The sequence below is a fragment of the Actinomyces respiraculi genome, from assembly GCF_014595995.2.
Classification (GTDB): Bacteria; Actinomycetota; Actinomycetes; order Actinomycetales; family Actinomycetaceae; genus Actinomyces; species Actinomyces respiraculi.
The window spans coordinates 1,484,957-1,511,773 of record NZ_CP063989.1 but is presented as its reverse complement, the minus strand read 5'-3'; the positions used below and the strand labels follow the sequence as shown (position 1 = coordinate 1,511,773).

Here is a 26,817-nt window from a genome sequence, read left to right as displayed (position 1 = left end):
CGGCGGGCGGATCAGACCGAGGACCAGGCGACGACGCCGCGGCTGATGTCCAGGCTCGCCTCGGCGGACAGGACCGCCAGGCCCGCGACGCGGGCGGACAGCTCCGGGTCCTCAGCGTCAGGCGGCAGGCTCGCGACCTGGCCGAGCAGGTCGAGCAGCTGCTTGACCCAGCGGACGAAGTCGCCCGCCGTCAGCTCAGAGTCCTCCAGCACGTGGGCCAGACCCGCCCCCTGGGCCCAGGCCGCGACGGCCCCGGCCAGGGCGGGCTCGGCGCCGGAGGAGGCCGGCAGGCGCATAAGGGACTCCAGGTCGTTCAGGCGCCGCGAGACCCGCGCCTCGGCACGCAGCGCCGCGCCGAGGGCCGTGCCCGGTGCCACCGGCAGCCACATGCCCTGGGCGGTGGCGCGCGGCTCGTACACGCAGGCGGACAGGGCGGCAGCAAGCTCGGCGGAGTCCAGCCCGTCCCACACGCCCTGGCGCAGGCACTCGGCGACAAGCAGGTCACGTTCGGCGTAGACGCGCGCGAGCAGGCGCCCGGCGGCGCTCACGCGCAGCTCGCGCTCGGGGTGTCCGCGGTCAACGGGCTCGAGGTAGCCCAGCTCGAGCAGGACCTGGCAGACGGCGTCGAAGACCCGGGCGACGGTTCCGGTGCGTGACTCGATCCGGGCCTGGAGCCGGTCCGCCTCCGCCAGGGCCTTGGACCAGGTGCGTCCCACCCGGGCGTGCTCCTCGCGGTCGGGGCAGGCGTGGCAGGGGTGGGCGCGCATCTCGTGGCGCAGCGCCTCGATCCTCTCCTGGGCACCGCCCGTACCATCACTGCCCCCGCCGCCGCGGGTCCGACGGCGTCGGCGCTCCTCCTGCTCCAGGCCGCCCGAGCGCAGCGCCTCCACCAGCCTGCCCACCAGGCGGTCGCGCTCGCGCGGCCTGCGCACGTCCACGGTCTCGCTCACGCGCAACGAGCCGACGCGCACCACGCCGTCGGGCACCGTGTCCGGGCTGAGGGTGAGCACGCGCGAGTCCTCCCCCAGGACGGTCAGGGCCGGGGTGGCGGTGCGGTCCTCACCGACCTCCAGCACGACACCGTGGCGCGAGCGGCGCCCCGTGCGGAAGACGACGACGTCTCCCCTGCGCAGGCTCGACATCTCGCGGCTGGTGTCGGTGCGGCGTGAAGCGCGGTTCTGCCGGGACAGGTCCGCCTCGGCGTCGGCGATGCGTTGGCGCAGCAGCGCGTACTCGCGGAAGTCCCCCAGGTGGCAGGCCATCTGCTCCTCCAGGCCGGCGACCGAGTGGCGTCGGCGCCGGGCCTGGGCGGCGAGCTCAACCACCCCGCGGTCCGCCTGGAACTGCGCGAAGGAGGACTCCAGCACCTCGCGGGCACGCTGGCGCGTTGAGCGCCCCAGGAGGTTGACGGCCATGTTGTAGGTGGGCCGGAAGGCGGAGACGAGTGGGTAGGTGCGCCGGGAGGCGAGGGAGGACACGAGTGCGGGCTCGACGTCGTCGGCGGCCAGGACGACGGCGTGGCCCTCGACGTCGATGCCGCGACGGCCTGCGCGGCCGGTGAGCTGGGTGTACTCCCCCGGCGTGAGGGTCACGTGCGCGGAACCGTTCCACTTGCGCAGGGACTCCAGGACCACGGTGCGCGCGGGCATGTTGATGCCCAGGGCGAGGGTCTCGGTGGCGTAGACGACCTTGACAAGGCCCGCGCTGAACAGCTCCTCGACGGTCTCCTTGAACACCGGCAGCAGGCCTGCGTGGTGGGCGGCGACGCCGCGCTCGAGGGCGTGCGCCCAGGCATGGAAGCCCACCACCGTCAGGTCCGCCACGGGTACCTCGGCGGTGCGCCGTTCGATCACCTCGCGGATGCGCCGGGCCTCGGCCTCGGTGGTGAGGTCTACTCCCCCGGCAACCACCTGGGAGACGGCCTGCTCGCAGCCGGTGCGCGAGAAGATGAAGATGATGGCGGGCAGGAGGTGGGCGGCCTCGAGGGCGTCGATGACGCTCAGGCGCGAGGGAGGGCGCAGGCGTGCGATGCGGGCGCCGCTCTCGCTCCGGCGCGGGGCTCGACCGCCGACCGCACTACCCCGCCGCCACGGCTGTTGGTACCGACGTGCGTGTGTGGAGGCGCCCGTGCCCCCGGCCGCGGCGCGACGGGCGCTGCGCACGGCCGTAAGCAGCTCGGGGTTGAGCGGGGGCAGTACGGAGGCCGCGCCGTCCGCCTCGCCGGGGGTGCCCACGGTGCTGTCCGGGACCGTGTAGAGGTCCAGCAGTCGCCGTCCCACCATCATGTGCTGGGTCAGTGGCACCGGCCGCTGCTCGGAGACGACGACGGCGGTGGTGCCGCGCACGTGCCCGAGCCAGTCGCCGAGCTCCTCAGCGTTGGAGACGGTCGCGGACAGGGAGACCACCTGGACCTGCGGGGCCAGGTGGATGATGACCTCCTCCCACACGGGGCCGCGGAAGCGGTCCGCGAGGTAGTGCACCTCGTCCATGACGACGAAGCCGAGGCGGCCCAGGTCCCGCGAGCCCGAGTACAGCATGTTGCGCAGGACCTCAGTGGTCATGACGATGACGTCCGCGTGGGGGTTGATCGAGGTGTCGCCGGTGAGCAGGCCGACCTTCTCCCGACCGTAGCGCTCGGCGAGGTTGAGGTACTTCTGGTTGGACAGGGCCTTGATGGGCGTGGTGTAGAAGGTCTTGAGTCCCTTGGCCAGCCCGAGGTGGACGGCGAACTCTCCGACGACGGTCTTGCCGGCACCGGTCGGGGCGGCGACGAGGACGCCCTCGCCGCGTTCCAGGGCCTCGCAGCCCTGGACCTGGAAGTCGTCCAGGGGGAAGTCGTACCCGGCGGCGAAGCGGGCGAGCTCCGTGCGCGCGGCGGCCTGGCGGCGGCGCGCGGCGGCGTAGCGCTCGGAGGCTGAGGGTGTCATGCCTCCCACCCTACGTGGGCTCGCCCGCCGTCAGGCGTCGGCGTCCTGGGCGGCCGGTGCCGGCACGAGCACGCGCACGGCCGAGGGCACGGCCTCAACGCGCAGGGGCAGTGTGGTCAGGGGCTCTCCGTCCGCCATGGGGTGTGGGGGCAGACTCAGCCCCTCACGCTCCAGGGCCTCGATGACGACGGCGCGGGTGCGCTCGATGTGGACTGCCGGGTGGCCGATGTGAGCGCCGGTGAAGACCTTCGACAGGAGCCTGAGCAGGCCGGGGCGCGACATGGGGTCCAGGCGCACGACCTCAAGCAGGCCGTCGGTGGTGCTGGCATCTGGCACCAGGTCCATGCCTCCGCCGAAGTAGCGGGTGTTGGCGGCGGTGAGGATGAGGGCGCCGCCCTCCCAGGTGCCCGAGTCCGTCCTCACTCGGTAGCCGTAGGGGCGCAGGCGGGCGAGCTCGCCGAAGACGGCGACGGTGTAGCGGGCCTCCCCGTGCGGCCATACGAGGGCATTGGCGCGGGCGTTGACGGCGGCCTCGACGCCGGTGCTGACGGTGGACATGCACCACTCGTGCTCGGGGGCGACGGGAGTTCCGTCAGGGCGGGTGACGTGGATGGCGTCGGCGTTGACCACGTGGCGGTCGCGCAGGGCGGCGTCGATGACGTCGAGGGAGGCGTCGACGTCCCTGGCGGGCAGGCCGTAGTAGCGGGCGACGTCGTTGCCGGTGCCGACGGCGACGATACCCAGGGGAATGTCTGTGAGGGCGACGACGTCGAGTCCCAGGTGGACCATGCCGTCCCCGCCGACGACGACGAGGGCGTCAAGCTCGTGGTGCTCGAGCAGGGCGGTGGCGGCCTCGCGGGTGGCGTTGTAGGAGTCGGCGGTGACGACGAGGACGTCGTGGCCACGGCGCACGAGCCCGACGCGTGCCAGCTCGGCCGCGTCGGTGTGGCGGCCGTGCCCGGCGCACGGGTTGGAGGCGAGGGCGATGCGCATGAGGTCTCTTAGCCGGGTAGGGAGGACGGACCCGTGGGGCTCGGGTGGGGTGGTGGCGCCGGGTCAGGACTCGCTCGTGCCGGCCGGAAGCTGGGCAGTGCTCTCGGAGTCGGGCAGGGCCGGGGTGGTGGGCTTGTCCGCGAGGGCGGCGTCGAGCTCGGCGTCCTCCTTGGCGCGGCGCCGGGCCACCCGCTTGTCATGGCTGATCGACATGAAGCAGGCGAGGAAGTACAGGCCGGTGATCGGCAGTGCCATGAGGATCATCGACCAGGGGTCCGGCAGGGGGTTGGCGAAGGCCATGAAGGTGAAGATCGCCAGAACTGCCCAGCGCCAGCCCTTGAGCATCGTCGTGCCCTTGAGCAGACCGAGGCGGTTGAGAGCCACGAGCAGCTCGGGCAGCAGGAAGGCGGCACCGAAGACGAGCAGCAGCCTCATGACGAAACTGAGGTAGAGCGTGGCCTGGATGAAGCCGGTGCCGGACTTGGGGATGAAGCTGGTGAGGATGGACACCGCGTGGGGCAGAATCCACACGCCCAGGCCAACACCCGAGGCGAACAGGACGAGGCCGACGAGGCCATAGGCCCAGGTGTACAGCTTCTCCTTGCGGGTCATGCCGGGGCCGACGTAGGCCCAGAACTCGTACATCCACAGGGGCGAGGAGAACAGGACGCCGAGCCAGATCGACACCTTGAGTCGCATGTCGAAGGAGGACAGGACGGTGTCGAAGTTCATCGAAATGTTGGCGCCGTTGGCGTTGGCGACCTCAATGGGCCGGGTGATGAGGGAGAAGACCGGGTCATAGACCATGTAGCCGACGACCGCCATGACGAGCACGCCCGCCGCTGAGATGACCAGGCGGTTGCGTGCCTCGCGCAGGTGGTCCCCGATGGACATGATCGCCTCAGGGTTGTCCTTGCGCCTGGTCGGCCTGACCTTCGGCTTCTGAGGCTCCTTCGGCTCCTTGGCCATGACCTGCTCCTGTCCGAGTTCACGTGGTGGTGCGCGAGTGCGGGGGCGATGACGTCAGCAGTGACGGCACCGCCCCGGCATCACACTCACCGGGGCTCAGGCCTGCGGGGTGGTGCCGTCCGTGTGCTGCTGCGGGGCGGTCTGACCCATCTGGGTCGGCTGCGTGTAGTAGGTGCCCTGCTGCGGCTGCTGGATCTGGGCCGGCTCGACGGGGGTCGCGGAGGCGCCGTCGTCCTCGCGCAGCTCCTTGACCTCCTTCTTGAAGACCTTCATCGACTTGCCGATGGAGCCGGCGATCTCCGGGAGCTTGCCGGCCCCGAAGATGAGCAGGACGAGGACGAGGAGGACAACGATGTGGGTGGGTGAGAACTTCACAGCACTACTCCAATGTGGGTTTCGGCCCGGTGAGACACATGAGAGTCTAACGGCACGTCATGAGGGCTCCCGCGCACCCATCGCGTGTTCCACCCTGGGCGTAGGCGCGTGAGACTGCCTGTGGCGGGACGGACGGAGCCCGCTGCGCCCAGGACAGGCCCTCAGGACAAGGCTCTCAGGATGTGCTGTCGCCCTGCCTGTCACCCTGCGCGAGGGCCAGGGCGGCTCGGGCACGGGCCGCGGCCTCCTCGCGCAGCTCGGGCGGACTGACATCCAGGACGTGACGTCCAGCACTGAGCACGAGGCCCACGAGCCAGTCCCGGCTGCGCCCACGCACGGTGGCGGTGAGCGTGCCGTCCGGATGCTCCTCGACCCGCTCGCAGCCGGCCTGCTCCACGAGCCAGCGGCCGGCCGGCGCCAGGTGCAGCTCGGCCGTTTGCGCCTCCTCACGGTCAGCCAGGCGCTCCAGGCCTTGGGCGCGCAGACGCCGGTGCGGCGCGGCCGCCTGCTCGGTCACCGTGGCCTGAAGGATCCGGTCGAGGCGGAAGGTGCGCTCGGCGCGCCGGTGCGTGCACCAGGCCCTCAGGGACAGGTGCGAGCCGTCGGAGACGATCTCGAAGGGGTCGACGTCGCGCTCGCTGCGCTCGTCGGTGGCCGAGGCGTACACCAGGTGCAGGCGCCGGCCCTCGGCCAGGGCGCGGGTGACGGCGGCGAGCACCGGGTCCTCGCTCTCCCCCACCGCCTGCACAGGGGCCTCGAGCAGGTCGGACAGCACCTGCTCCGCACGGCGCAGCGGTGCGGTAGCACCGGGGACGGCGGACAGGAGGCGGGCCAGGACCCGCAGAGACAGCAGGAGGGCGGTGCCCTCCTCACGGGTGAGGGTGACGGGGCGGTCGAGTCCCAGCGGCGCGGTCAGGCGCAGTCGGCCCTCGTCGAGCAGGTCGGCGTCGAAGTCCACGAGGAGGTCCGGCGTGCCACCGGGCAGTCCGGAGACCCACAGGGTCTCGACGTCGCGGCGCAACTGGCCCTCGGTGACCCCGAACTGGGCGGCGGCCTGCGCGAGCGTCGCCCCGGGGTGGTCGCTCACCCAGGCAGGCAGGGCGAGCAGGCGCAGGAGGCGGTCGGTGGAGGAGGGTCGTGCCATCACTGCTCCTTGCCGAGCGCGGCGGCCCCGCGCAGGTGGTCGAGGACGGCCTCACGCAGGGCCTCGGGCTCAAGGACGACGACGGCGTCCGCAAGGGCGGCCAGGCCACCCGCCATGACCATGAGGTCCTCGTAGGCGACGGCGACGACGTCCCAGCCCTCGGGGGCCCGACGCCGGGGTTGGGCGGCGGGCTCCTGCCCGCGTCGGCGCAGGGCGTGGGCCCGCCCCGGGGCGAGGGCGAGCACGGCGGCGGCGTGCGCCTCGGGGTCGGTGCCGGGCTCCGGGTCGGGGGTGAAGGCGCCGGGCTCACTCACGACGCTCACCTCACCGCGCAGGCGTGCCAGGCGGAAGACGCGCCGACCGTCGTCGGAGCTGCCGGAGCTGCCGGAAGCTCCGCTGGACCCGGCAGCCGGGGGCGGGGCCACCCGCGTGTCGCGGGCGTCGAGGTACCAGGCGCCCTCACTCAGGCGCAGTCGGTACGGCTCGACGATCCTGTGGCGCACGGTGCCCGTACGGGCGGAGAGGTAGTCGAAGGAGACCCGGCGGCGCTCCTCGATGGCGGTGAGCAGCACGGTGGGCACGTCCTGGCCGGCCAGGTCGATGCTCAGGTCCGGCACCACCTCCTGACCTGTGCGGGCGGGGGCGACGGCGAGCAGCTTGGTCAGGGCGCGCCGGGCGGGCTGGGGCAGGGTGCCGTCGCGCCAGGCGGAGGCCGCCAGCTCCAGGACGGCGACGTCCTCGGCCTGAAGCCGCAGGGGCGGCAGGACGTAGTGGTCCTCGTCCACTCGGTAGCAGGGCTCGCCGGCCACCGACTCGACGACGAGGGGCACGCCGATGGAGCGCAGGACCTCCTTGTCCCGCTCGAACATGCGCCGCGCCCCATCGCCGCCGTCGGGGTCGTAGCCGCTGACCCGGCTGATGATGTCGGTGGCGCTCATCCCGTCGCGGGTGTGGCGCAGGGCCAGCAGGAGGTTGACCTGCCGCTCCTCGGCCGGGACCTGGGACACGCTGCTGCTCACGCGCACAGACTAGGGCCACCGTAGGCTGGGGACATGATGTGGCGCGACGGCGAGGTGCTCTCAGTGCGACGTGCGTGGGGGCCGGCGAACCGCTCCTGCGCCGAGCTTGAGGTGCGTATCAGTGCCGGCCCGGCGGGCGCCGGGTGCTTCGGCCCCGGGCAGTGCCTGCGTGCCATCGCCTACGAGCAGGTGACCGGGGTGCCCGAGCCGGGTGAGCGTGTGCGCCTGGAGGTCTCCGCCCTCGAGCGCGGCCTGGGCACCGGCGGTCACGCAATGGTCACGGCCCGGCTGTCAGTGCTGGTGGCCGATGACGTGAGCGAGGGCCACCTTGTCAAGGCCCGGTACATGCCCGACCAGGTGATGGTTGTCGGCATCGACGAGCAGGGCGCCGCGCACCACGAGCTCCTGTCCCAGCCGGTGGGAACGCTCAGCCTGGACGCCGTGCCCGTCGTCGTCGCGGACCTGCACTCGAGCCTGCCGGCGGTGCTCACCGGCCTGCGCAGCCCCTCTGTTGGCCGGTGGGAGGAGGCGCCGCGCACCGTGTACGTCATGACCGACGGCGGCGCCCTGCCCCTGGCCTACTCGCGCACCGTCGCGCAGCTGCGTGAGGCCGGCTGGCTCGCCGGGACGGTGACGGCCGGGCAGGCGTGGGGCGGGGACCTGGAGGCGGTGAGCCTGCACAACGCGCTTCTGGCCGCGCGGCACGTGCTGGACGCCGAGGTCGTCGTCGTTGTTCAAGGGCCGGGCAACCTGGGCACGGACACGCCGTGGGGCTTTTCCGGGGTGGCCTGCGGGGATGCGGTCAATGCCGTGGCCGCGCTCGGTGGGCGCGCCGTCGCCTGCCTGCGCGTGTCCGAGGCGGATGCGCGTGAGCGCCACCGGGGCGTCTCCCACCACTCGCTCACGGCCTACGGGCGTGTGGCGCTGGCCGGGGCGGACGTCGTGGTGCCGCTGCTCGACGGGCCCCTGGGTGAGCAGGTCCGGGCACAGGCGCAGGCCTTGTGCGAGCCGCGATCAGTGGGAGCGCAGCACCGGCGTGTCGACGTCGCCCTCGACGGGCTCCTGGAGGCCCTCAAGCACATGGAGGCGGCCACGGGGGTGAGGCTGTCGACGATGGGTAGGGGGCTGGATGCGGACCGGGCCGCCTTCCTCGCCGCCGCGGCGGCGGGGCGTCACGCCGCGGGCCTGCTGGCAGGGCGCTGAAGCGCACGTGCAGCCGGGCCGCGGCAGGGGTGCGCCCAGGGTATGAACCGGCCGGCGGGGCCCGGGCACGGGTGCACTAACGTTGGGAGCATGAAGAACTTCGAGGACCTGTTCGCCGAGCTGCAGCACAAGGCCGCCACCCGCCCCGAGGGCTCGGGCACGGTCGAGGAGCTGGACCGGGGTGTGCACTTCATCGGCAAGAAGCTGGTTGAGGAGGCAGCCGAGGCCTGGATGGCTTGCGAGCATGAGTCGGACGAGGCCGCCTGCGAGGAGCTGAGCCAGCTGCTGTACCACGCGCAGGTAATGATGGTGGCCAAGGGCTACACCCTCGACGACGTCTACCGCTACCTCTGACGTCCCCCGGGACTTCGCCGTCGTCCCCTCCCCTCCCCCGTACCTGCACCGACTGACTCAAGGAGCGCCCTCGTGCTGCGCATCGCCGTCCCCAACAAGGGGTCCCTGTCCGAGCCCGCCACCACCATGCTCAAGGAGGCCGGCTACCGCACGCGCCGCACCGGCCGCGAGCTCGTCCTCGTCGACCAGGACAACGACGTCGAACTGTTCTTCCTGCGCCCGCGCGACATTGCCGTCTACGTCGGCCAGGGCACGGTCCACGCCGGCATCACGGGACGCGACCTGCTGCTCGACTCCGGTGTTGAGGCTCTCGAGCACCTGCCGCTCGGCTTCGCCCGCTCGACCTTCCGCTTCGCCGCCCCGGCGGGCACGATGCGCAGCCTTGAGGACGTCGTCGGCAAGCGCGTGGCCACCTCCTACGACGTGCTCGTGCGCAACTACCTCGAGTCCCAGGGTGTTCAGGCCTCGACCGTCCACCTCGACGGGGCCGTGGAGTCCTCCGTCCAGCTGGGCGTGGCGGACCTCATCGCGGATGTGGTGGAGACGGGCACGACCCTGCGCGCCGCGGGCCTGGAGGTCTTCGGCGAGCCGATCCTCTCAAGCGAGGCCGTGCTCATCACCACCGAGCGCTACCGCGACGAGCCGAGCCTGGCCACGCTCGTGCGCCGCCTGGAGGGCGTCATGCGGGCCCGCTCCTACGTGCTCATCGACTACGACGTGCGCATGAACGACCTGCACCTGGCGACGGCGATCACGCCGGGGCTGGAGTCCCCGACGGTCTCGCCACTGCAGAACCCGGACTGGGTGGCGGTGCGGGCCATGGTGCCGCGCAAGGACATGAACCGGGTGATGGACGAGCTCTACGAGGTGGGCGCGCGCGCCATCCTCGTTTCCTCGCTGCTGGCCTGCCGCCTGTGAGCAGCCCGCTGGCCTGCCGCCGAGCGGTCAGCTGAGCGGGTCGCAGACCTCGTCCGTGGAGGGCGTCGTCTCCCCCAGCAGGCCGTGGCCGGCGAGGAAGTCGATCATCTCCCCCACGTGCTCGGACGTGAGGGAGCCGACGACGGTGTCCGCGTCGGGCTTGACGAGGGCGGCGGTGGCGTTGGCGACCTCGCGGGCACGGGCTGCCTGGGTGCCGTCAACGAGGTCGGTGACATAGGCGCGGGTGGCCTCGACGGCGCCGTCGGGGTCGGCCACGAAGAGCTCCATGCCGGCCACCGAGGCGGTCACCGCCGCAGCGAGATCCTCACGACGGGTATCCAGCAGGGCCCGGGTGGTCACGAGTGAGGCGCCGACCAGCGGCACCTGGGGGGCGACGTCGATCGTGCGCACCGGCAGGCCGTTCTGGGCGAGCTGGACGGCGTCGTTGTTGGTGAAGCCCGAGATGGCGTCCACCTTGCCGGAGACGAGGGCCGCCTGCTGGGTGAAGCCGATCTCCTGGACATCGACGTCGGACTCGCTCAGGCCCGCGGTCTCCAGCGCGAGCTGGACGGTGAACCAGGTGGAGCCCGTGCGGCCGGGCACGCCGAGGCGGCGGCCCTTGAGGTTGGCCAGGGCGGTGATGGTGGAGTCCTCGGGGACGATGATGCTGCCGGGGTAGCGCTGGTAGTAGCCGCCGACGACGACGAGGTCGTTGCCGCGCGAGGCGGCGACGACGGCCTCGTCCGCGGAGGCGACGACGAGGTGCTCGGTCCCGGCGAGCAGGGCGTCGAACTGCCCCTCCTGGGCTCCGTGGTGGCGCAGGCTCACGCCATCGGCGTACTCGCCGGCGTTGGCGGCCATGTAGAAGGGGGCGAATTGGACGTTGGGCGTGTAGGTCATGCCGATGACGAGGTCGGCGGCCGCGGAGGCGGTACCGCCGCGCGAGGCGGTGCCCGAGGAGCAGGAGGCGAGCATGACGGCGGGTCCGGCAACCAGCGCTGCGGCCAGGAGGCTGCGGCGGGTGAGGGTCGAGCGGGCGAGGCTGCGGGTCATGGCGGTTCCTTTCAGTGTCTGAGGGCGTCGCAACGGTGCGTGGTCGGGTGCTGTGGTGGTGGTCTTAGGTGGCGCGGCGCCCGCGCATGGCGGCCACGACGCGGCTGCGCCGCTCGAGCTCGTACAGGCACCAGTGGATCGACGTCGCCATGACGCACAGCAGGACGATGGTGGAGAACAGGCCCGTGGTGTCCACGCTGTCACGCTGGTGTGACAGGACCATGCCCAGTCCCTCACCGCCCATGGTCATCTCGCCGACGACGGCGCCGGTGACCGACAGGGTGAAGCCGGTGCGCAGCCCCGCGAGGATCGAGGGCAGGGCCATGGGCAGCTCCATGTAGGCCAGGAGCGTGAGGCCGTGGGCGCCGTCGAGGCGGGCGGCGTCGAGGACGTCGGTGTCCAGGCCCCTGAGGCCCAGCAGGACGGAGACGGTGATGGGGAAGAAGACCATGAAGGCGCACAGGACGATGACCGGCAGCGTGCCGTAGCCGATCCACAGGACGAGCAGGGGGGCGACGGCGATGGCGGGCACGGCCTGGGAGGCGGCGACGTAGGGCAGGACGATGCGGCTGAACAGGGCCCAGCGGTACAGGGCCCAGGCCAGTGGGAGGGCTGCGGTGGCGGCGAGCAGGCAGCCGAGCAGGGCCTCGCGCAAGGTCACACCGGCGTAGGTGAGGATCCCGCCCTGGGCGACGGCGAGCCATAGGCGGCGGGCGACGTCCAGCGGGTTCGGCAGGAACACGGCGGGCAGCACGCCTGCGACGGCGACCGCCCACCAGGCGGCGAGAATGACGAGTCCCAGGGCGAGCGCGGGCACCGGGCCGGGGCGGCGGGCGGAGGTCTGGGCGGCTGCTGTCTGGGTGGCGGCCGTCCGGGCTGCTCTGGTGTGGGCGACGGCGGGCGCCGGGGGCGCGACGAGCGCGCGCGTGGGGGCGCTCGGCTGGTGAGGGGTGCGGCTCACGGGTCCTCCCGGCTCTCCCCCGGGACGGACGCCCCGGGCATTCTCCGGGGTGACGGGCGCGCGTCAGCGCGTACCCGAGCGGCGCGCACGCCCGACTGCGGCGCCGTACGCAGGACGCTGAGCGTCCAGGACGGCGACGGCGTTGGGACGCCTGCGCCTCGTGCTTCCTCCCATCCGGACTTTCACCGTCGGTGCTGGAGTTCCACCAGCTCAGCCGCTCACAACGCCCCGGCGGGGCGCGTGCGCGGGTCGCGGACTATCACCGCCGGCTCGGACTTTCACCGACCCCGGAGCACGTGCTCTGTGCGCTGAGGCTAGCCGGTGACCGGTCGGGAGGCAAACGCGCCCAAACCCAGCCCGACAGCGGCCCACCGGTCATCAGTGAGGACGGAACCGTCACCCTCAAGGCAGATGCTGACCCGGATGAGTACCTGGCCGAACGCGAGGCGCTGCTGGGTGAGACCCGCCTGTTTCCACCTCGCCTACGCGCAGCAGTACCAGCGGCTCCATGAGGCTTTGGTGGATTATCCGGGCACGTTCAAAGGGGGTCAGGCGGAGGCCTATGCAAGCCTGATGGACATCCTCGACAACACCCAGCTGACTCAAGACGCGGATGGTGGGGCAAGAAAATGCTGGGACACGTGTGGTGTGTCCCAGCATTTTCTGCCGTGGAGGGTTAGGCGTTCTTGGTGGTCTTGGATGGCCACCAGGCTGCTTTACCGGTGAGGTGGAGCAGGGCAGGGATAAGGATGAGTCGGATGAGGTAGGCGTCGATGGCGATTCCTACGGCCAGGGCCATGCCGAGGGCTTTGATGGTCGCGGAGTCGTTGAAGATGAATCCGGCGAAGACGCTGACCATGATGGCGGCAGCGGCGATGACAACACGGGCGGCGGTGGTTCTTCCGCTGGCGACAGCCTGGTACGGTGACTGTCCTTCATCGAGGGCTTCTCGCATGCCGGTGGTGAGGAATAGCTGGTAGTCCATGGCTAGTCCGAAGAGGATGCCGATCATCACGGTAGGCAAGAAGGACGGGATGGGTCCCAGGGTGGTCAGCTGGAATAGGTCGGCTCCCCATCCCCATTGGAAGACAGCCACCAAAACACCCAGGGTTGCGACCAGGGAGGCGATGAACCCGGCCGAAGCGATGACGGGGATGAGCAGGGAGCGGAATACGATTCCCATGATGATCAGGCTGAGTCCTACCACCACCGCGAGATAGACAGGCAGCGAGTCAGCGAGTTTCTCAGAGACGTCAATACTGGCGCTGGTGTTACCGGCCACGGCCAGGTCAACACGTCCCAGGTCCCCGCTGGAGGCGGTGATGCTCACGGGTGATTGGTCGCGCAGCCGGTGAACCAGGTCGATAGTGGATTGCGCGTTGGGTCCTTCCTTGGGGGTGACTTTGAACGCGATCCGGGTGCGGTCTGGTGAGAGAGCGACGGGGACGACGGCGCGAATGTCCGGGGTGTCCATTAACTGGTGGGCGATGGCGGCCTGGGCGCTGTAGGTGGCTAGTTCGTTATCGTCGACGGCCTGGGGCAGGTGGGCGATCAGCATGAGTGGGGCATTGTCCCCGTCACTGAAGTGCCTGCTGATCTGCTGGTAGGCGATATTCGCGGTGCTGCCTTCCGGCTCATAGGACCCGTCAGGAAGCCCCAGTCGTACATCCGTGGCCGGGATCGCCAGCAGCGCCAAGGCCCCCAGAGAGGCTACGACACTCAGTACGGCCCGCCGGGTGGACATGGGATGGGACATAGTCGGGTTTTCAGACGTGTCCAGGTGAGCTTTTCGGATATTCTTTCCCAGAACTTTGGAACCCAACAGGCCCAGGAGGGCTGGGGTGAGGGTGATCGCAACCAGCACGGCGGTGAGGATTGAGGCGGCTCCCACACTACCCATGATTCCGAGGAAGGGAATCCCGGTCAGGTTCAGGGCTAGCAGGGCGATCATCACCGTTGAGCCTGCGAAGACAACGGCTCGCCCGCTCGTGGCTCCGGCTTTCGCGATGGAATCATGCAACTCCATCCCGTCGGCATACATGGTGCGGTGACGGTTGACGATGAACAGCGAGTAGTCGATCCCCACGGCCAGACCCAGCATGAGACCCAGAATTGGGGTGATGGTGTTCATCTCGACCAGGGACGAGAAGGCCATCGCGCCACTGATTCCTACCCCGACACCGGTCAAGGCAGCCACCAGCGGCAGCCCGGCAGTCAGGAAGGAGGCGAACATGACCAGCAAAATGAGTCCCGCCACGACCAGGCCGATCACTTCGCTCACCCCCATGAGTTGGGGAACGGCGCGGGCAATTTCCGTTGAGTAGTTCACCTCAATGCCACTCAGATGGGCGTCACTGATGGTGTCCATGACCTGGTTGCGCAGGCCCTCGGGCAGATCCAAGCTTTGCTCGCTAAAGCGCACCATTCCCAGTGCGGCGTTCTGATCCGCAGAAACGGTGCTGGCGTGTTCAGCGGCATCGACGAGCTGCTGACCATCATCCAGACTCGCCTTGGCAGCAGCAATCTGCTCTGGGGTCATGGGTGGGATTCCCATCGCGGCGCGCTGCTGCGGGGTGAGCTGAGCTAACTGCTCAAATGTCTGCTTCCCCTCGGCCACCTCAGTCGATGCGGCATCGAGTGTGGCTTGAGCGGTGAATGGATCAACCACCTGCGCCACCCCATCAATGTCTTCAAGCTTTTTCATCGCAGCAGCAATGCTGTGGTTTTGATCGGTGGTGAAGGGGGCGCCGTTGTCGGTGGTGAACACGATGGTGCCCCACGTTCCCGACGCGTCGGGGAAGTGAGCTATCAACTCATCACTGACCTGCGTGGTCGGAGTGCCAGGGATCTCAATCGCATTCGTGGTTTGGCCATGGAAGCCCGCAAAGCAGGCAACCGCAACACCGAGGATCACCAGCCACGACACGATAACGTGCCACGGCTTGAGCGAGCAGTAGCGAGACACAGACGATACCGACATATCATGACCTTTCTCTAGGAGGAGGGAGGGAGAAACGGGAAAAGAGTGCACGAACCCCGACCCAGTGGTTGCTGAGCCTCGCGAAGGAGGAAAAGGGCGCGCAAACCCAACGGAACGTCACACCGTGACTTCCTTACCGGGGCGTCCAGCCCAGAAAATAAGTGGAGCCCCCGACCATGCCAGTCGAAGGCCCAGGAGGGTTACTCTCGCAGTGGGTAACCCATAGCGATCCGATTCGTCACGTACTCAAACAGCGCATTCCAGCGGCGCAGATCCTCACTCGACAGCTCGAGAGGGTCAGCTGGCTGCCACTGGGCCGCCACCAGCTCCAGAGAGTGGATCACACTCATCACCGCCAGACGAACATCCAAGGCAGGGGCAGACGGATACCGCTTCGTCATGACCTCGGCCAGATCGGCTTCGATCCGGGAAAAAGCAGCCGCCAAACGCTGAGCCTGACGAGGTGTCATCACCGCCGCATCCCCAACCGCCAAGCGGATGTAGCCACTGACCGCCGCCAGGTCCGCACGGGCCAACAGCTCCACAAACCGGTGGAACACATCGGCCGCATCTGTCACTGACGGGTCAATGCTCATCTCCGGCGGGGTCACCTGATCCACCGCATGCTGGATCTCGGCCAAACACGATGAGACCAGAATGTCGTCCATCGAATCGAAGTGGTTAAACACCGTCCGGCGAGATACCCCCGCTAGCGAGGCCACCTCGTCACCGGTAAACGGGTCGCCACGCTTTTGCAGCACCAGGCTGCGGGCAGCGTGCAGGATCAGGGTGCGAGAATCGCCCTTGTCAACGGAGCCCACGGAACCAGTCATGCACTAAGAGTAACACTTGCTTGCACACCGTGCAATGGTTTGTTTCTCTCTGTGTCTTCCGGGTCCGGAACCACCATCGCCCTGGCTGCCGTCTCATCTGCTCCAGGCAGGACAGGCACCGAGCTTGTCCTTGCACACCAAGCCCCTTGAAGCCATTCCTGAGACATGACACCGCCCGAGCACGGTCGATGTCCGTGGCCAGCTGCACGTGCGTGCGGTGCGCTACCCCAGGCGGCACCCGCTCCTGCACCGCCCGCGCGACACCCGCACCCTCACAAAACGCAGACGACGAGCAATCAGACTGGTTCTGGCCTCACCCACCAGACCCACCCAGACAACCCCCGCCCGGGCGGCCCTCGTGCGGGTTGGCTGCGACCAGCGGCCGGGAGACGCCTCGCCCCAGCACAACCGCCAAGCTCCCACCAGGCTCATGGCAACCAGATGTTCGACAAGCGCATCACGATGTTCAAAAGCGCCCGCCGCCCCGCCCAGCGCGTCGGCGGGCGCGACAGGCGACACGGGATCACCGCCCGTCCATCTCGTTCCCCGCCCGTCCATCTCGTTCCCCAGCGCTCGACCTCGTTCGTTCAAGGGACGAGATCGACTCCCGGGGAACGAGATCAGAACCTGAGGAACGAGATCGACGCCAGTAGTCGAGTCCTCCATGGGCCGCGACGGACTCCAGCCCCACTTAACCAAGCCCGCCGCACTCAACCAAGCCCGACCGGGCCCGCCTTTGCGTCCACCACACCCGGGAACACAAGGAGGGGTGGGTCTGTCAGAGAAATGGTGTAGGTGGCTCCGTCGTCCGACGGGGCGGGAGGAGTCATGGTGATCGAGGCGACAACCAGCACCGGCTCGTCGTTCGTGGGGGGCGGCCAGGCTGGAGGCTGTGGCCCCAGCACCACCACCGGAGGGGTCGGCCGGGCTGGACCGCGCCCAGTGGGACGTCGTCGCCCAGGTGGTGCGTCAGGCCAGGGACACGGGTACCGCCCTGACTCGCCCTGACGGGCTGCTGAAGGCGTTGGCCGCCTGAGCTGTCGAGGCGGCTCTGGACGAAGAGATGGACGAGTAACTGGGGTGTGACACGCACGGCCCCGTGGGCCGCGGCTCGGGCAGCTCCCGCAACGGCGCCCGCTCGAAGACGGTCGTCACCGACAGCGTCGGTGCCATCCAGATCGAGGTCCCGCGGGACCGTGACGGAGCCTCCGAGCCGCAGCTGGTCAACAAGCGCCGACACCGCTTGCCGGGCAGGGGCGCCGCGGTGCTGTCGCTGTTGGCGAAGGGGCTGACGGGCGGGGAGATCGCCGCCCGCCTCGCCGAGATGTGTGGCACCAGCGTCGGCAAGGACACGATCAGCCGGGTCACCGGCCGCGTCATCGACGAGATGAACACCTGGATGAGCCGCTCCTTGGGGCCGGTCTACGCGGCGGTACTCATCGGCGCGATCGTGGTCAAACTCAGGGATGGGCGGGTCCGTGACCAGCCCTGCCACGCCACGGTCGGCGTCGGTCTCGAGGGACGCAAGGACATCGTGGGCATCCGGCCCGGCAACGGCGACGGCGGGCCGGCAAAGCTCTGGTCCGCCTGTCCGGCAAAGCTCTGGTCCGCCTGTCCGGCAAAGCTCCGGTCCGCCTGTCTGACCAGGCTGAAAAAGCCGCGGCGTCACCGATGTGCTCCTCATGGTCTGCGACGGCCTGCGGGTTCATTGACGTGGCCGGCTTGAACGCACACATCGAGAACTCTGCTGGGGTCAAACCGGCTCTTCAGAACGTCGGGGATCGCACGGTGCAACTCTGCACGCTCAGTATGTCCGCTCACAACCAGTCCTCGCCGTCGATTCGCTGCGCGGTCGGGCGGCACAGTCGCAGTCTGACCCACCACCGACACAATGAACCAACCGAGCCGCGTCGCGTGCGCCGTCAGTACTCCAGCGACGCCGTGCCGTTGGCGACGGCAACGGCCTCGTCGAACTCCGCCTCGACGGCAGGATCGGGCGCGCCCACTAGGGACAGGCCGACGGCGACCGCAATGTTGGCAACAAAGCCGGGCAAGATCTCGTACAGGTCGAAGACGCCACCATCGAGATTGCCCCACAGCATGACGACAGCCGCGCCCGTCACCATCCCGGCCAGAGCCCCGGCGGGGGTCAGCCGCTTCCAGTACAGGGCCAGCAGCACGGTGGGGCCGAAGGAGGCGCCAAAGCCCGCCCAGGCGAAGGCCACAAGCGCAAGGATCGTGTCATTGGGGGACCACGCCATCGCCGCGGCAACGACGGCGACCAGCAGCACGGAGAAGCGCGAGTACATCACCAGTCGGCGCTGAGAGACCTCCCGCTTGGTCACCTGGAGGTACAGGTCCTCGATGAGGGCCGAGGAGGTCACGAGCAGCTGGCTGGCGACTGTGGACATGATGGCGGCCAGGATCGCGGCGAGCATGAAGCCCGCGACGAAGGGGTGGAAGAGCATCTGGCCGAGGCTGATGAACACGGTTTCAGGGTTGGCCAGCGCCCCACCGTCACGCTGGTAGACGGCCACACCGACGACGGCCGTACCCGCAGCGCCCGCACAGGCGAACAGCATCCAGCCGATGCCCACCCGGCGGCCCGCCTTCGCCTCCTGGGGCGAGCGCATCGCCATGAAGCGCACGATGATGTGGGGCTGGCCGAAGTAGCCCAACCCCCAGGCCAGCGCCGAGATGATGCCAAGCAGTGAGGTGGAGGGCCCAACGACAGCCCAGTAGTCGGGGTCGACGGCGGCCACCGCCTCCAGAGTGGCCCCCACTCCCCCGAGGTGGATGACGCCCACGATCGGCACGGCCAGCAGCGCCGCGACCATCATGAGCCCCTGGACGAGGTCCGTGTAGGACACGGCGAGGAAGCCGCCCACGAGCGTGTAGATCACCGTGATCCCGGCGACAAGGGCCAGCCCCAGACGGTAGTCCATGCCGAAGGAGGACTCGAAGAAGTAGCCGCCGGAGACCATGCCGCTGGAGACGTAGAAGGTGAAGAAGACGAGGATGATGAGACCACTGGCCCAGCGCAGCAGGTGGCTCGCATCGTGCAGGCGGTTGTCGAGGAAGGACGGCACGGTGATGGAATTGCCGGCCACCTCCGTGTACGTGCGCAGACGCGGGGCTACATACCGCCAGTTGAGCCAGGCCCCAACCGTCAGTCCGACGGCGATCCATCCCTCAACGATGCCCGTGATGTACAGGGCCCCGGGCAGGCCCATGAGCAGCCACCCCGACATGTCGGAGGCGCCCGCGGACAGCGCCGTGACGACGGGGCCGAGCCCGCGCCCGGCGAGCATGTAGTCGTCAAAGTCGTCATTGCGCCCGTAGGCCCACCATCCAATGGCAAGCATCGCGATGAAGTAGATGATCATCGCCATGGCCTGGAACGTCGTTACTGTCATGAGTCCTCCTGCGGGGAGTTGGGGAGTTGGGGAGTTGGGGAGCGTTCAGGAATATGACGGCCTCGCGCGGATGTCTGGCCATGGCCACCAGCACCCGTCCACGGGCCCGGCCGGATCAGGGCAGGAAGCTGGGGGCGGGCATACCGACGTAGACGGTCTCGAGGTAGTCCTCGATGCCCTCCTTGCCGCCCTCACGGCCCATGCCAGACTGCTTGACGCCGCCGAAGGGCGCTGCGGCGTTGGAGATCGTCGCCGAGTTGACGCCGATCATGCCGAACTCCAGGCGCTCGGCCAGGCGCATCACGCGGTTCATGTCCCTGGTGTGGACGTAGGCGCTCAGGCCCACGGAGTCATCGTTGGCCAGGGCGATGACCTCCTCCTCACGTGAAAAAGGCACGATGGGGGCCACGGGCCCGAAGATCTCCTCGCGGATGATGTCGGTGCGCGGGTCGACGTCGACCAGGACCGTCGGCGGGTAGAAGAAGCCCGGCCCCTCGGGCACGCGGCCACCGGTGAGCGCCCTGGCCCCAGCGGCCAGCGCCCCGTCCACCATGGCGGCGATGGCGTCGCGCTGACGGGCCGAGACGAGCGGGCCGATGTCCACGCCCTTCTGCGTGCCGTCGCCCACGCGCTGGGCCTCCAGGGCCTCGGCCAGGCGGCGGCCGAACTCCTCGCTCACCGACTCGTGGACGAGGAAGTGGTCGGAGGCGTTGCAGGCCTGGCCCATGTTGCGCATCTTCGTCACAAGAGCCGCGGCGACGGCGGCGTCGAGGTCCGCGTCCTCGAAGACGATGAAGGGCGCGTTGCCGCCCAGCTCCATGGAGGTGCGCAGGACGTTGTCGGCCGCTTCCTTGAGCAGCGCCCGGCCCACGGGGGTGGAACCAGTGAAGGAGACCTTGCGCAGGCGCGGGTCCTGGATGAGCGGGCCGGTGATCTCGCGGTTGCGCTCGGAGGGCAGGACGGACAGGACCCCGGCGGGCAGCCCCGCCTCAGCCATGATCTTGGCGAAGAACAAGGAGGTCAGCGGCGTGTCCTTCGAGGGCTTGAGAATAGCGACGTTCCCGGCGGCGAGCGCCGGGCCGGCCTTGCGGGTGGCCATGGCCAGCGGAAAGTTCCACGGGGTGATGAGCAGGCACGGGCCGACGGGCCGACGCACGACGACGGCCTGGAGGTGACCCTCGGGGACACGGAAGTAGTCGCCGCGCACACGCACGGCCTCCTCGGCGAACCAGCGCAGGAACTCAGCGCCGTAGGTGACCTCGGCGTCGGCCTGGGCCAGGGGCTTGCCCATCTCCAGGGTCATGAGCAGGGCCAGGTCCGCGCGGTAGGTGGTGGTGGCCAGCTCGAAGGCGCGGCGCAGGATCTCGGAGCGCTCGCGCGGGGAGGTGAACTGCCAGGTCAGCTGGGCGGCCGCGGCCTGGTCCATGGCGGCGGCGGCGTCCTCGGAGGTGGCGCTCGCGACCGTGGCCAGGACCTCCCCCGTGGCGGGGTTGAGGACGTCGAAGCACTCACCGGAGGAGGACTCGGTGAACTCGCCGTTGAGGAAGATCCCGGTGGGGATACGGCTGAGGAGGTCGGCGACCGCCTCCTGGATGGTCGTGTGGTCCATGTGACTTCTCCTTTGACGTCCTGCCGGGCACCGGTCCCGGCCAAGTCCCGTCCCGTGCCCAAAACACGAGGTTGTGTGTGGCGATCTCGATCGGTCTGTGGGGATCTTAGAAGAGATGTTGACAGATCCCGTGACCTGGGTCATGATTCTAGCAGACATCGTATACGATCTCATATACGGTTCTCCCGGCGGCCCGCCAGCGACAACGCAGCCCACAGGGACCCAACGGCCATACACCCCAGCCAGTCCTCAGCAGTCTCAGCCAGAACACCGCCAGACCTCAGCAAGGAGCAGCCCGTGACCACCACCCCCACCGACGTCATCAGCGAGGCCCTCGGCCACCGCGCCGGCAAGGTCATCGCGGTGCACCTGTCCTACGCCTCCCGCGCCGCCCAGCGCGGACGCACCCCCACGGAAGCCTCCTACTTCCTCAAGGCCTCCTCCTCCATCACCGGCCCCGGCACCGTCACACGCCCCGAGGGCACCGAGCTGCTCGTCTTCGAGGGAGAGATCGCCCTCGTCATCGGCACCGCCGCCCGCAACGTCACCGAGGAGCAGGCCTGGTCCCACGTCGGCTGGGTCACCGCCGGCAACGACATGGGCCTGCTCGACCTGCGCGCCGCGGACAAGGGCTCCAACACCCGATCCAAGTCCGGCGACGGTATGACCGCCCTCGGCCCCGTCCTCCTCGACGCCTCCCGCCTCGACCCGACCCGCATCGGCCTGCGCACACGCGTCGACGGCAACACGGTCCAGGACGACTCCACCGTCGGCATGCTCTTCAGCCTCGGCTACTTCATCGCCGACCTCTCGCGCGTCATGACCCTCGAGCCCGGCGACGTCATCCTCACCGGCACCCCCGCGGGGTCCTCCGTCATGAAGCCCGGCCAGAGCGTGAGCGTCGAGGTCTACAGCCTCGACGAGCCCACCCTCACCACCGGCGAGCTCACCACCACCGTCGTCGCCGGCCCCGCCCTCGGCCCCACCGGCTCCCAGCCCGCCGCCGACGACACACAACGCATCGACGCCTGGGGCAGCGCCGAGGCCGCCGGCCTCGAGCCGGCCCCCGCCCCCTTCGTCCTCACCGAGGATCTGCGCGAGCGCCTGGGGCGTCTGGCCGTCTCCACCATCTCCTCCCAGCTGCGCCGACGCGGCTACCCCGGCACCTCCATCGACGGCGTCCACCCCCTCGTGCCCGGAAGCCGCATGGTCGGCACCGCCCGCACCCTGCGCTACATCGCCTACCGCCCTGACCTCTTCACGACCCACGGCGGCGGCTACAACGCCCAGAAGCGCGCCGTCGACGCCATCGGCGAGGGCGAGATCCTCGTCATGGAGGCCCGCGGCATCCCCACCGCCGGCACCCTCGGCGACGTCCTGGCCCTGCGGGCCAAGGTCCGCGGCGCCACTGGCATCATCACCGACGGCGCCGTGCGCGACGCCGCCGCCGTCGCCGAGGTCGGTCTGCCCGTCATGTGCGCCTGTGCCCACCCCTCCGTCCTCGGCCGGGTCCACGTCCCCTGGGAGACCGACGTCACCATCACCTGTGGCGGCACCGCGGTCCAGCCCGGTGACGTCATCGTTGCCGACGACGACGGCGCCGTCGTCATCCCCCCGTCCCTCGTCATCGAGGTCATCGAGTCCAGCGAGCAGCAGGAGCACGAGGAGGTCTTCATCGCCGAGATGGTCGCCGCAGGTCACCCCGTCGATGGCCTCTTCCCCCTCAACGCCCACTGGCGCGAGCGCTACGAGACCTGGCGCGATAACCAGGACTGACCCACACCACCCGCCCACCACTCAGGAGGACACCTTGGCCACCACGCCCCCGGGCCTGCCCGACAGGATTCAGCACTACATCGACGGTGCTCTCGTCGACTCCGCCAACGGCGAGACCTTCGACGTCATCGAGCCCACGACCAACCAGCCCTACATCACCTGCGCCAGTGGCCAGCAGGCCGACGTTGACGCCGCCGTCGCCGCCGCCACGAAGGCCTTCGACTCCGGCCCCTGGCCCCGCATGCTGCCCCGCCAGCGCGCCGCCATCCTCAACAAGATCGCCGACGAGGTCTCCGCGCTCAACGACGGGCTCGCCGCCATCGAGTCCTTCGACTCCGGGCTGCCCATCCGCCAGGCCCGCGGCCAGGCCAACCGCGCCGCCGAGAACTTCCGCTTCTTCGCCGACCTCATCGTCGCCCAGGTCGACGGTGCCTTCAAGATGCCCGGACGCCAGATCAACTACGTCAACCGCAAGCCGATGGGCGTTGCCGGGCTCATCACCCCCTGGAACACGCCTTTCATGCAGGAGTCCTGGAAGCTCGCCCCCGCGCTCGCCTCCGGCTGCACCGTGGTCCTCAAGCCCGCCGAGTTCACCCCCGTCTCCGCCCAGCTGTGGGCCGGGATCATGGAGCGCGCGGGCGTGCCCGAGGGCGTGTTCAACATCGTCCACGGCTTCGGCGAGTCCGCCGGCGACGCCCTGGTCAAGCACCCCGACGTGCCCCTCATCTCCTTCACCGGAGAGCTCGGCACCGGCAAGATCATCTACGGCAACTGCGCGCGCCACATGAAGCACATGTCGCTCGAGCTCGGCGGCAAGTCCCCCGCCATCGTCTTCGCCGACGCCGACGTCGAGGCCGCCCTCGACTCCACTCTCTTCGGCGTGTTCTCCCTCAACGGCGAGCGCTGCACCGCCTCCTCGCGCATCCTCGTCGAGCGCCCCATCTACGACCGCTTCGTGGCCGCCTACGCCGAGCGCGCCAGCAGGATCGTCGTCGGCCCGCCCTCCGACCCCGACACCGAGATCGCCGCCCTCGTCCACCCCGAGCACTACCGCAAGGTCACCGAGTACATCGAGATCGGTAAGAGCGAGGCCCGCCTCGTCGCCGGCGGCTCGCGACCCGAGCACCTGAGCAAGGGCAACTACGTCCAGGCCACCGTCTTCGCCGACGTGCCCCCTACCGCCCGGATCTTCCAGGAGGAGATCTTCGGCCCCGTCGTCGCCATCACCCCCTTCGACACCGAGGAGGAGGCCATCCGCCTGGCCAACGACGTCGAGTACGGCCTGGCCGCCTACGTGTGGACCAACGACGTCGCCCGCGCCCACAACGTCGCCGGCGCCATTGAGTCCGGCATGGTGTGGATCAACTCCCACAACGTGCGCGACCTGCGCACGCCCTTCGGTGGCGTCAAGGGATCCGGCCTCGGCCACGAGGGCGGCTACCGCTCCCTGGACTTCTACACCGTCCAGCAGTCCGTGCACGTGCGCCTGGGCGACGTGCACACCACGCGCTTCGGCGCCACCGGGTACGCCGACGGCGACCTCGGCCTGGGCGGACCCTCCGCCTGAGCCCACCCCCAGACCGCTGTGGTGCGTCAGGTAATGGCGCCTGACGCACCACAGCCACCACCCACCCACCACCGCAGGGCATGGAAGCCCCGCCCGACCAGCCACAACCCTCTGGTCCGAGCCACGGCGGCTCAGCGACCACCACGTCACAACAGCCAAAGGAGACTGTCATGTCGGATCTCATCCCTACGCCCCAGGCCCCCGCACCGGACGTCCTGCGTTGCGCCTACATGGACATCGTTGTCACCGACCTCGCCAAGTCGCGTGAGTTCTATGTCGACATCCTCGGCCTCGTCGTCACAGAGGAGGACGACAACGCCATCTACCTGCGCAGCTTCGAGGAGTTCATCCACCACAACCTCGTCCTGCGCAAGGGCCCCGAGGCCGCCGTCGCGGCCTTCGCCTTCCGTGTGCGCAGCCAGGAGGACGTCGACAAGGCGGAGGCCTACTACCGCGAGCTCGGCTGCGAGACCCGCCGCGGTGACTTCACCAAGGGTGTGCGCAACGCCGTGCGCGTGGCCGACCCGCTCGGCTTCACCTACGAGTTCTTCTACGAGGTCGACCACGTCGAGCGCCTCGCCTGGGCCTACGAGCTCCAAGGCGCCGGCGCCCTCGTCCGCCTCGACCACTTCAACCAGGTCTACCCCGACGTCGTCAAGGGCACCGCCTACCTCAACGACCTCGGCTTCAAGACCACCGAGTCCATCAAGGACGAGACCGGCGTCACCTACGCCGCCTGGATGACCCGCAAGCACACCGTGCACGACACCGCCATGACCGGCGGCACCGGCCCGCGCATGCACCACATCGCCTTCTCCACCCACGAGAAGCACAACATCCTCTACATCTGCGACAAGCTCGGCGCCCTGCGCCGCTCCGACTCCATCGAGCGCGGCCCCGGCCGTCACGGCGTGTCCAACGCCTTCTACCTCTACCTGCGCGACCCCGACGGCCACCGCGTCGAGATCTACACGCAGGACTACTACACCGGCGACCCGGACAACCCCGAGGTCGTGTGGGACGTCCACGACAACCAGCGCCGTGACTTCTGGGGCCACGCCGTCGTGCCCTCCTGGTACACCGAGGCCTCGCGCGTGCTCGACCTCGACGGCAACCTCGTGCCCCTCATCGAGCGTGAGGAACCCAAGGAGATCGAGGTGACCATCGGTGCCGACGGCTTCTCCTACACCCGCAAGGGCGACACCGAGGCCGGCTTCAAGGTCGGGGGGCAGGTCTGATCATGACGTCGCACACCACGGGTACCGCTGGCGCGGACCGTATCATCCTCGACGCGCACAAGCCGCAGGACCGGCGCGTGGCGCTCGGCACCCTCGTGGGCACCGCCGTCGAGTGGTACGACTTCTTCATCTACGCCAACGCGGCCGCGATCATCCTCGCCCCGCTGTTCTTCAACCCCTTCGTCGCCAACTCCGGGGAAATCGCGGGCCGCCTCATCTCCTTCGCCACGGTCGGCATCTCCTTCTTCTTCAGGCCGCTGGGCGCCGCCGTCGCCGGCCACTACGGGGACCGGCTCGGACGCAAGGCGATGCTCGTGCTCACCCTCGTGCTCATGGGCACAGCCACCTTCCTTATCGGTGTCCTGCCCACCTACTCCGTCATCGGCGTGTGGGCCCCCATCCTGCTCATCACCCTGAGGGTCATCCAGGGCTTCGCCGCCGGCGGTGAGTGGGGTGGAGCCGCCCTCATGGCCGTCGAGCACGCACCGGCCAACAAGCGCGGCCTCTTCGGCGGGTTCCCGCAGATCGGCGTGCCCCTGGGCATGCTCATGGCCACCCTCGCCCTGGCCGTCGTCGACGCCATGATCACCGACAGCCAGTTCGAGAGCTGGGGCTGGCGGGTGCCCTTCCTGCTGTCCTTCCTCCTCGTCGTCATCGGCATGGCCATCCGCCTGGGTGTGTCCGAGTCGCCCGTGATGCACGAGCTGGCCGAGGCCGACAAGCAGGTGCGCCTGCCCCTGGTCGACATGTTCAGGACCTCATGGCGCCCCCTGATCCAGGGCACCCTCATCTTCGCCGGCAACGGCGTCGCCGGGTACATGATCACGGGCGGCTACATCCTGTCCTACACCACCAACGACCTGGGGCTGCAGCGTGAGACCATCCTCCACCTCGTGTCACTGGCCGCCCTGTGCTGGATCTTCACCACCCTGACCTCCGCCCACCTGTCGGACAAGGTGGGACGCAAGAAGATCTACCTCGTCGGCTTCCTGTTCCAGATGGTCTGGATCTTCGTCACCTTCCGGCTCATCGACACCGAGAACTACGCCCTCATCGGGCTGGGCATGGTGGTGCTCACCATCCCGCTCGGCATGACGTACGGCCCTCAGGCCGCACTCTTCGCCGAGATGTTCCCCGCGAGGATCCGCTACTCCGGTGCGGGCCTGGCCAACGCCTTCGGCGCGATCGCGGGTGGCGCCTTCGCCCCCTTCATCGCGACCGCGCTGCAGGCGCGCTTCGGCACCTCGCTGGCCGTCGCCTTCTACCTGTTCACCGTCACCACCATCGCCCTGTTCGTCACGGTGATGATGCGCGACCGCACCGGACGCGACCTGTCCGCGGCCGCCGACGCCGAGGCCAACGCCCTCATCGACGAGGTGGCTCGTACCCACCACGCCACCGAGGCGACCTTTGAGCGCGGCGCCGGGTACTGATCAGGGCGGGCGACACGAGCATGGCCAGGACGGTGGTGGCGCGGCGCGT

The 26,817-nt window shown here is 69.4% G+C and carries 21 protein-coding genes and 1 riboswitch; of the genes, 9 read left to right on the top strand and 12 right to left on the bottom strand.

Translation table 11 applies throughout. The annotated features are described in order from the left end of the window. Positions 1-11: 11 nt before the first annotated feature. From ID810_RS06260 to ID810_RS06235, 6 genes are all read right to left on the bottom strand, one after another. The gene (locus tag ID810_RS06260) at positions 12-2,927 is read right to left on the bottom strand and encodes a DEAD/DEAH box helicase (protein WP_166854971.1); all 2,916 of its coding nucleotides are present in this window, start codon (positions 2,925-2,927) and stop codon (positions 12-14) included. A gap of 30 nt (positions 2,928-2,957) precedes the next feature. Continuing rightward, entirely contained in the window at positions 2,958-3,920 is a 963-nt protein-coding gene (locus ID810_RS06255) for a diacylglycerol/lipid kinase family protein (RefSeq protein WP_166854972.1), read from the bottom strand. Positions 3,921-3,983: 63 nt separating this feature from the next. Then, on the bottom strand, positions 3,984-4,814 hold the full coding sequence (gene tatC / locus ID810_RS06250; RefSeq protein WP_166855102.1) for a twin-arginine translocase subunit TatC: 831 nt from the start codon (positions 4,812-4,814) through the stop codon (positions 3,984-3,986). Positions 4,815-4,985: 171 nt separating this feature from the next. Next, positions 4,986-5,264, bottom strand: coding sequence for a Sec-independent protein translocase subunit TatA (tatA, locus tag ID810_RS06245; RefSeq protein ID WP_166854973.1), 279 nt, complete (start codon positions 5,262-5,264; stop codon positions 4,986-4,988). 175 nt (positions 5,265-5,439) lie between these two features. Continuing rightward, positions 5,440-6,408, bottom strand: coding sequence for a helix-turn-helix transcriptional regulator (locus tag ID810_RS06240; RefSeq protein WP_166854974.1), 969 nt, complete (start codon positions 6,406-6,408; stop codon positions 5,440-5,442). Beyond that, positions 6,408-7,427: a helix-turn-helix transcriptional regulator gene (locus ID810_RS06235; RefSeq protein WP_328703743.1), complete on the bottom strand. Its 1,020-nt coding sequence runs from the start codon at positions 7,425-7,427 to the stop codon at positions 6,408-6,410. The genes ID810_RS06240 and ID810_RS06235 overlap by 1 nt, the downstream gene beginning before the upstream one ends. A 33-nt stretch (positions 7,428-7,460) precedes the next feature. On the opposite strand from ID810_RS06235, the gene ID810_RS06230 reads away from it, so the two are divergent. The 3 genes from ID810_RS06230 to hisG all read left to right on the top strand — a co-directional run bounded on the left by ID810_RS06230 (position 7,461) and on the right by hisG (position 9,902). Further along, complete coding sequence (locus tag ID810_RS06230) at positions 7,461-8,630, top strand: DUF3866 family protein (protein ID WP_166854975.1); 1,170 nt, start codon at positions 7,461-7,463, stop codon at positions 8,628-8,630. A gap of 90 nt (positions 8,631-8,720) precedes the next feature. Next, entirely contained in the window at positions 8,721-8,984 is a 264-nt protein-coding gene (locus ID810_RS06225; protein ID WP_166854976.1) for a phosphoribosyl-ATP diphosphatase, read from the top strand. A 72-nt stretch (positions 8,985-9,056) separates the two neighbouring features. After that, positions 9,057-9,902, top strand: a complete 846-nt coding sequence (gene hisG / locus ID810_RS06220) for an ATP phosphoribosyltransferase (RefSeq protein ID WP_166854977.1) — start codon at positions 9,057-9,059, stop codon at positions 9,900-9,902. Between the two features lie 27 nt (positions 9,903-9,929). Here hisG and ID810_RS06215 read toward each other — a convergent pair whose 3' ends face one another. From ID810_RS06215 to ID810_RS06200, 4 genes are all read right to left on the bottom strand, one after another. Beyond that, positions 9,930-10,955: an ABC transporter substrate-binding protein gene (locus tag ID810_RS06215; RefSeq protein ID WP_166854978.1), complete on the bottom strand. Its 1,026-nt coding sequence runs from the start codon at positions 10,953-10,955 to the stop codon at positions 9,930-9,932. 64 nt (positions 10,956-11,019) lie between these two features. Further along, the gene (locus ID810_RS06210) at positions 11,020-11,916 is read right to left on the bottom strand and encodes an ABC transporter permease (protein WP_413227855.1); all 897 of its coding nucleotides are present in this window, start codon (positions 11,914-11,916) and stop codon (positions 11,020-11,022) included. Positions 11,917-12,074: 158 nt separating this feature from the next. Beyond that, positions 12,075-12,214: riboswitch (FMN riboswitch) on the bottom strand. A 378-nt stretch (positions 12,215-12,592) separates the two neighbouring features. After that, positions 12,593-14,896, bottom strand: a complete 2,304-nt coding sequence (locus ID810_RS06205; RefSeq protein ID WP_166854979.1) for an MMPL family transporter — start codon at positions 14,894-14,896, stop codon at positions 12,593-12,595. Between the two features lie 200 nt (positions 14,897-15,096). Further along, positions 15,097-15,729 carry a TetR/AcrR family transcriptional regulator gene (locus ID810_RS06200; protein ID WP_166854980.1) on the bottom strand — a complete coding sequence of 211 codons (633 nt, stop codon included), beginning with the start codon at positions 15,727-15,729 and terminating at the stop codon, positions 15,097-15,099. Positions 15,730-16,621: 892 nt separating this feature from the next. Between ID810_RS06200 and ID810_RS06195 the strand changes: the two genes are divergently transcribed. Continuing rightward, positions 16,622-16,765 carry a hypothetical protein gene (locus tag ID810_RS06195; protein ID WP_166854981.1) on the top strand — a complete coding sequence of 48 codons (144 nt, stop codon included), beginning with the start codon at positions 16,622-16,624 and terminating at the stop codon, positions 16,763-16,765. A gap of 39 nt (positions 16,766-16,804) precedes the next feature. Further along, a complete protein-coding gene (locus ID810_RS06190; protein WP_342355790.1) occupies positions 16,805-17,455 on the top strand; it encodes a transposase in 651 nt (216 codons plus the stop codon). A 196-nt stretch (positions 17,456-17,651) separates the two neighbouring features. On the opposite strand, the gene putP is transcribed toward ID810_RS06190, so the two are convergent. Together putP and ID810_RS06180 are read right to left on the bottom strand one after the other, a co-directional pair. Beyond that, positions 17,652-19,145: a sodium/proline symporter PutP gene (gene putP / locus ID810_RS06185; RefSeq protein ID WP_166854983.1), complete on the bottom strand. Its 1,494-nt coding sequence runs from the start codon at positions 19,143-19,145 to the stop codon at positions 17,652-17,654. A 115-nt stretch (positions 19,146-19,260) separates the two neighbouring features. Continuing rightward, positions 19,261-20,754, bottom strand: a complete 1,494-nt coding sequence (locus ID810_RS06180) for an NAD-dependent succinate-semialdehyde dehydrogenase (protein ID WP_166854984.1) — start codon at positions 20,752-20,754, stop codon at positions 19,261-19,263. 297 nt (positions 20,755-21,051) lie between these two features. On the opposite strand from ID810_RS06180, the gene ID810_RS06175 reads away from it, so the two are divergent. The 4 genes from ID810_RS06175 (at position 21,052) to ID810_RS06160 (ending at position 26,768) form a co-directional block, all read left to right on the top strand. Then, positions 21,052-22,530, top strand: a complete 1,479-nt coding sequence (locus ID810_RS06175) for a fumarylacetoacetate hydrolase family protein (RefSeq protein WP_166854985.1) — start codon at positions 21,052-21,054, stop codon at positions 22,528-22,530. Positions 22,531-22,564: 34 nt separating this feature from the next. Continuing rightward, positions 22,565-24,097 (top strand): 5-carboxymethyl-2-hydroxymuconate semialdehyde dehydrogenase, encoded by a 1,533-nt coding sequence (gene hpaE / locus ID810_RS06170; protein WP_243856479.1) that lies wholly within the window; start codon positions 22,565-22,567, stop codon positions 24,095-24,097. Positions 24,098-24,267: 170 nt separating this feature from the next. Continuing rightward, entirely contained in the window at positions 24,268-25,335 is a 1,068-nt protein-coding gene (hpaD, locus tag ID810_RS06165; protein ID WP_166854987.1) for a 3,4-dihydroxyphenylacetate 2,3-dioxygenase, read from the top strand. A 2-nt stretch (positions 25,336-25,337) separates the two neighbouring features. Further along, the gene (locus tag ID810_RS06160) at positions 25,338-26,768 is read left to right on the top strand and encodes an MFS transporter (protein WP_166854988.1); all 1,431 of its coding nucleotides are present in this window, start codon (positions 25,338-25,340) and stop codon (positions 26,766-26,768) included. Positions 26,769-26,817 lie beyond the last annotated feature (49 nt).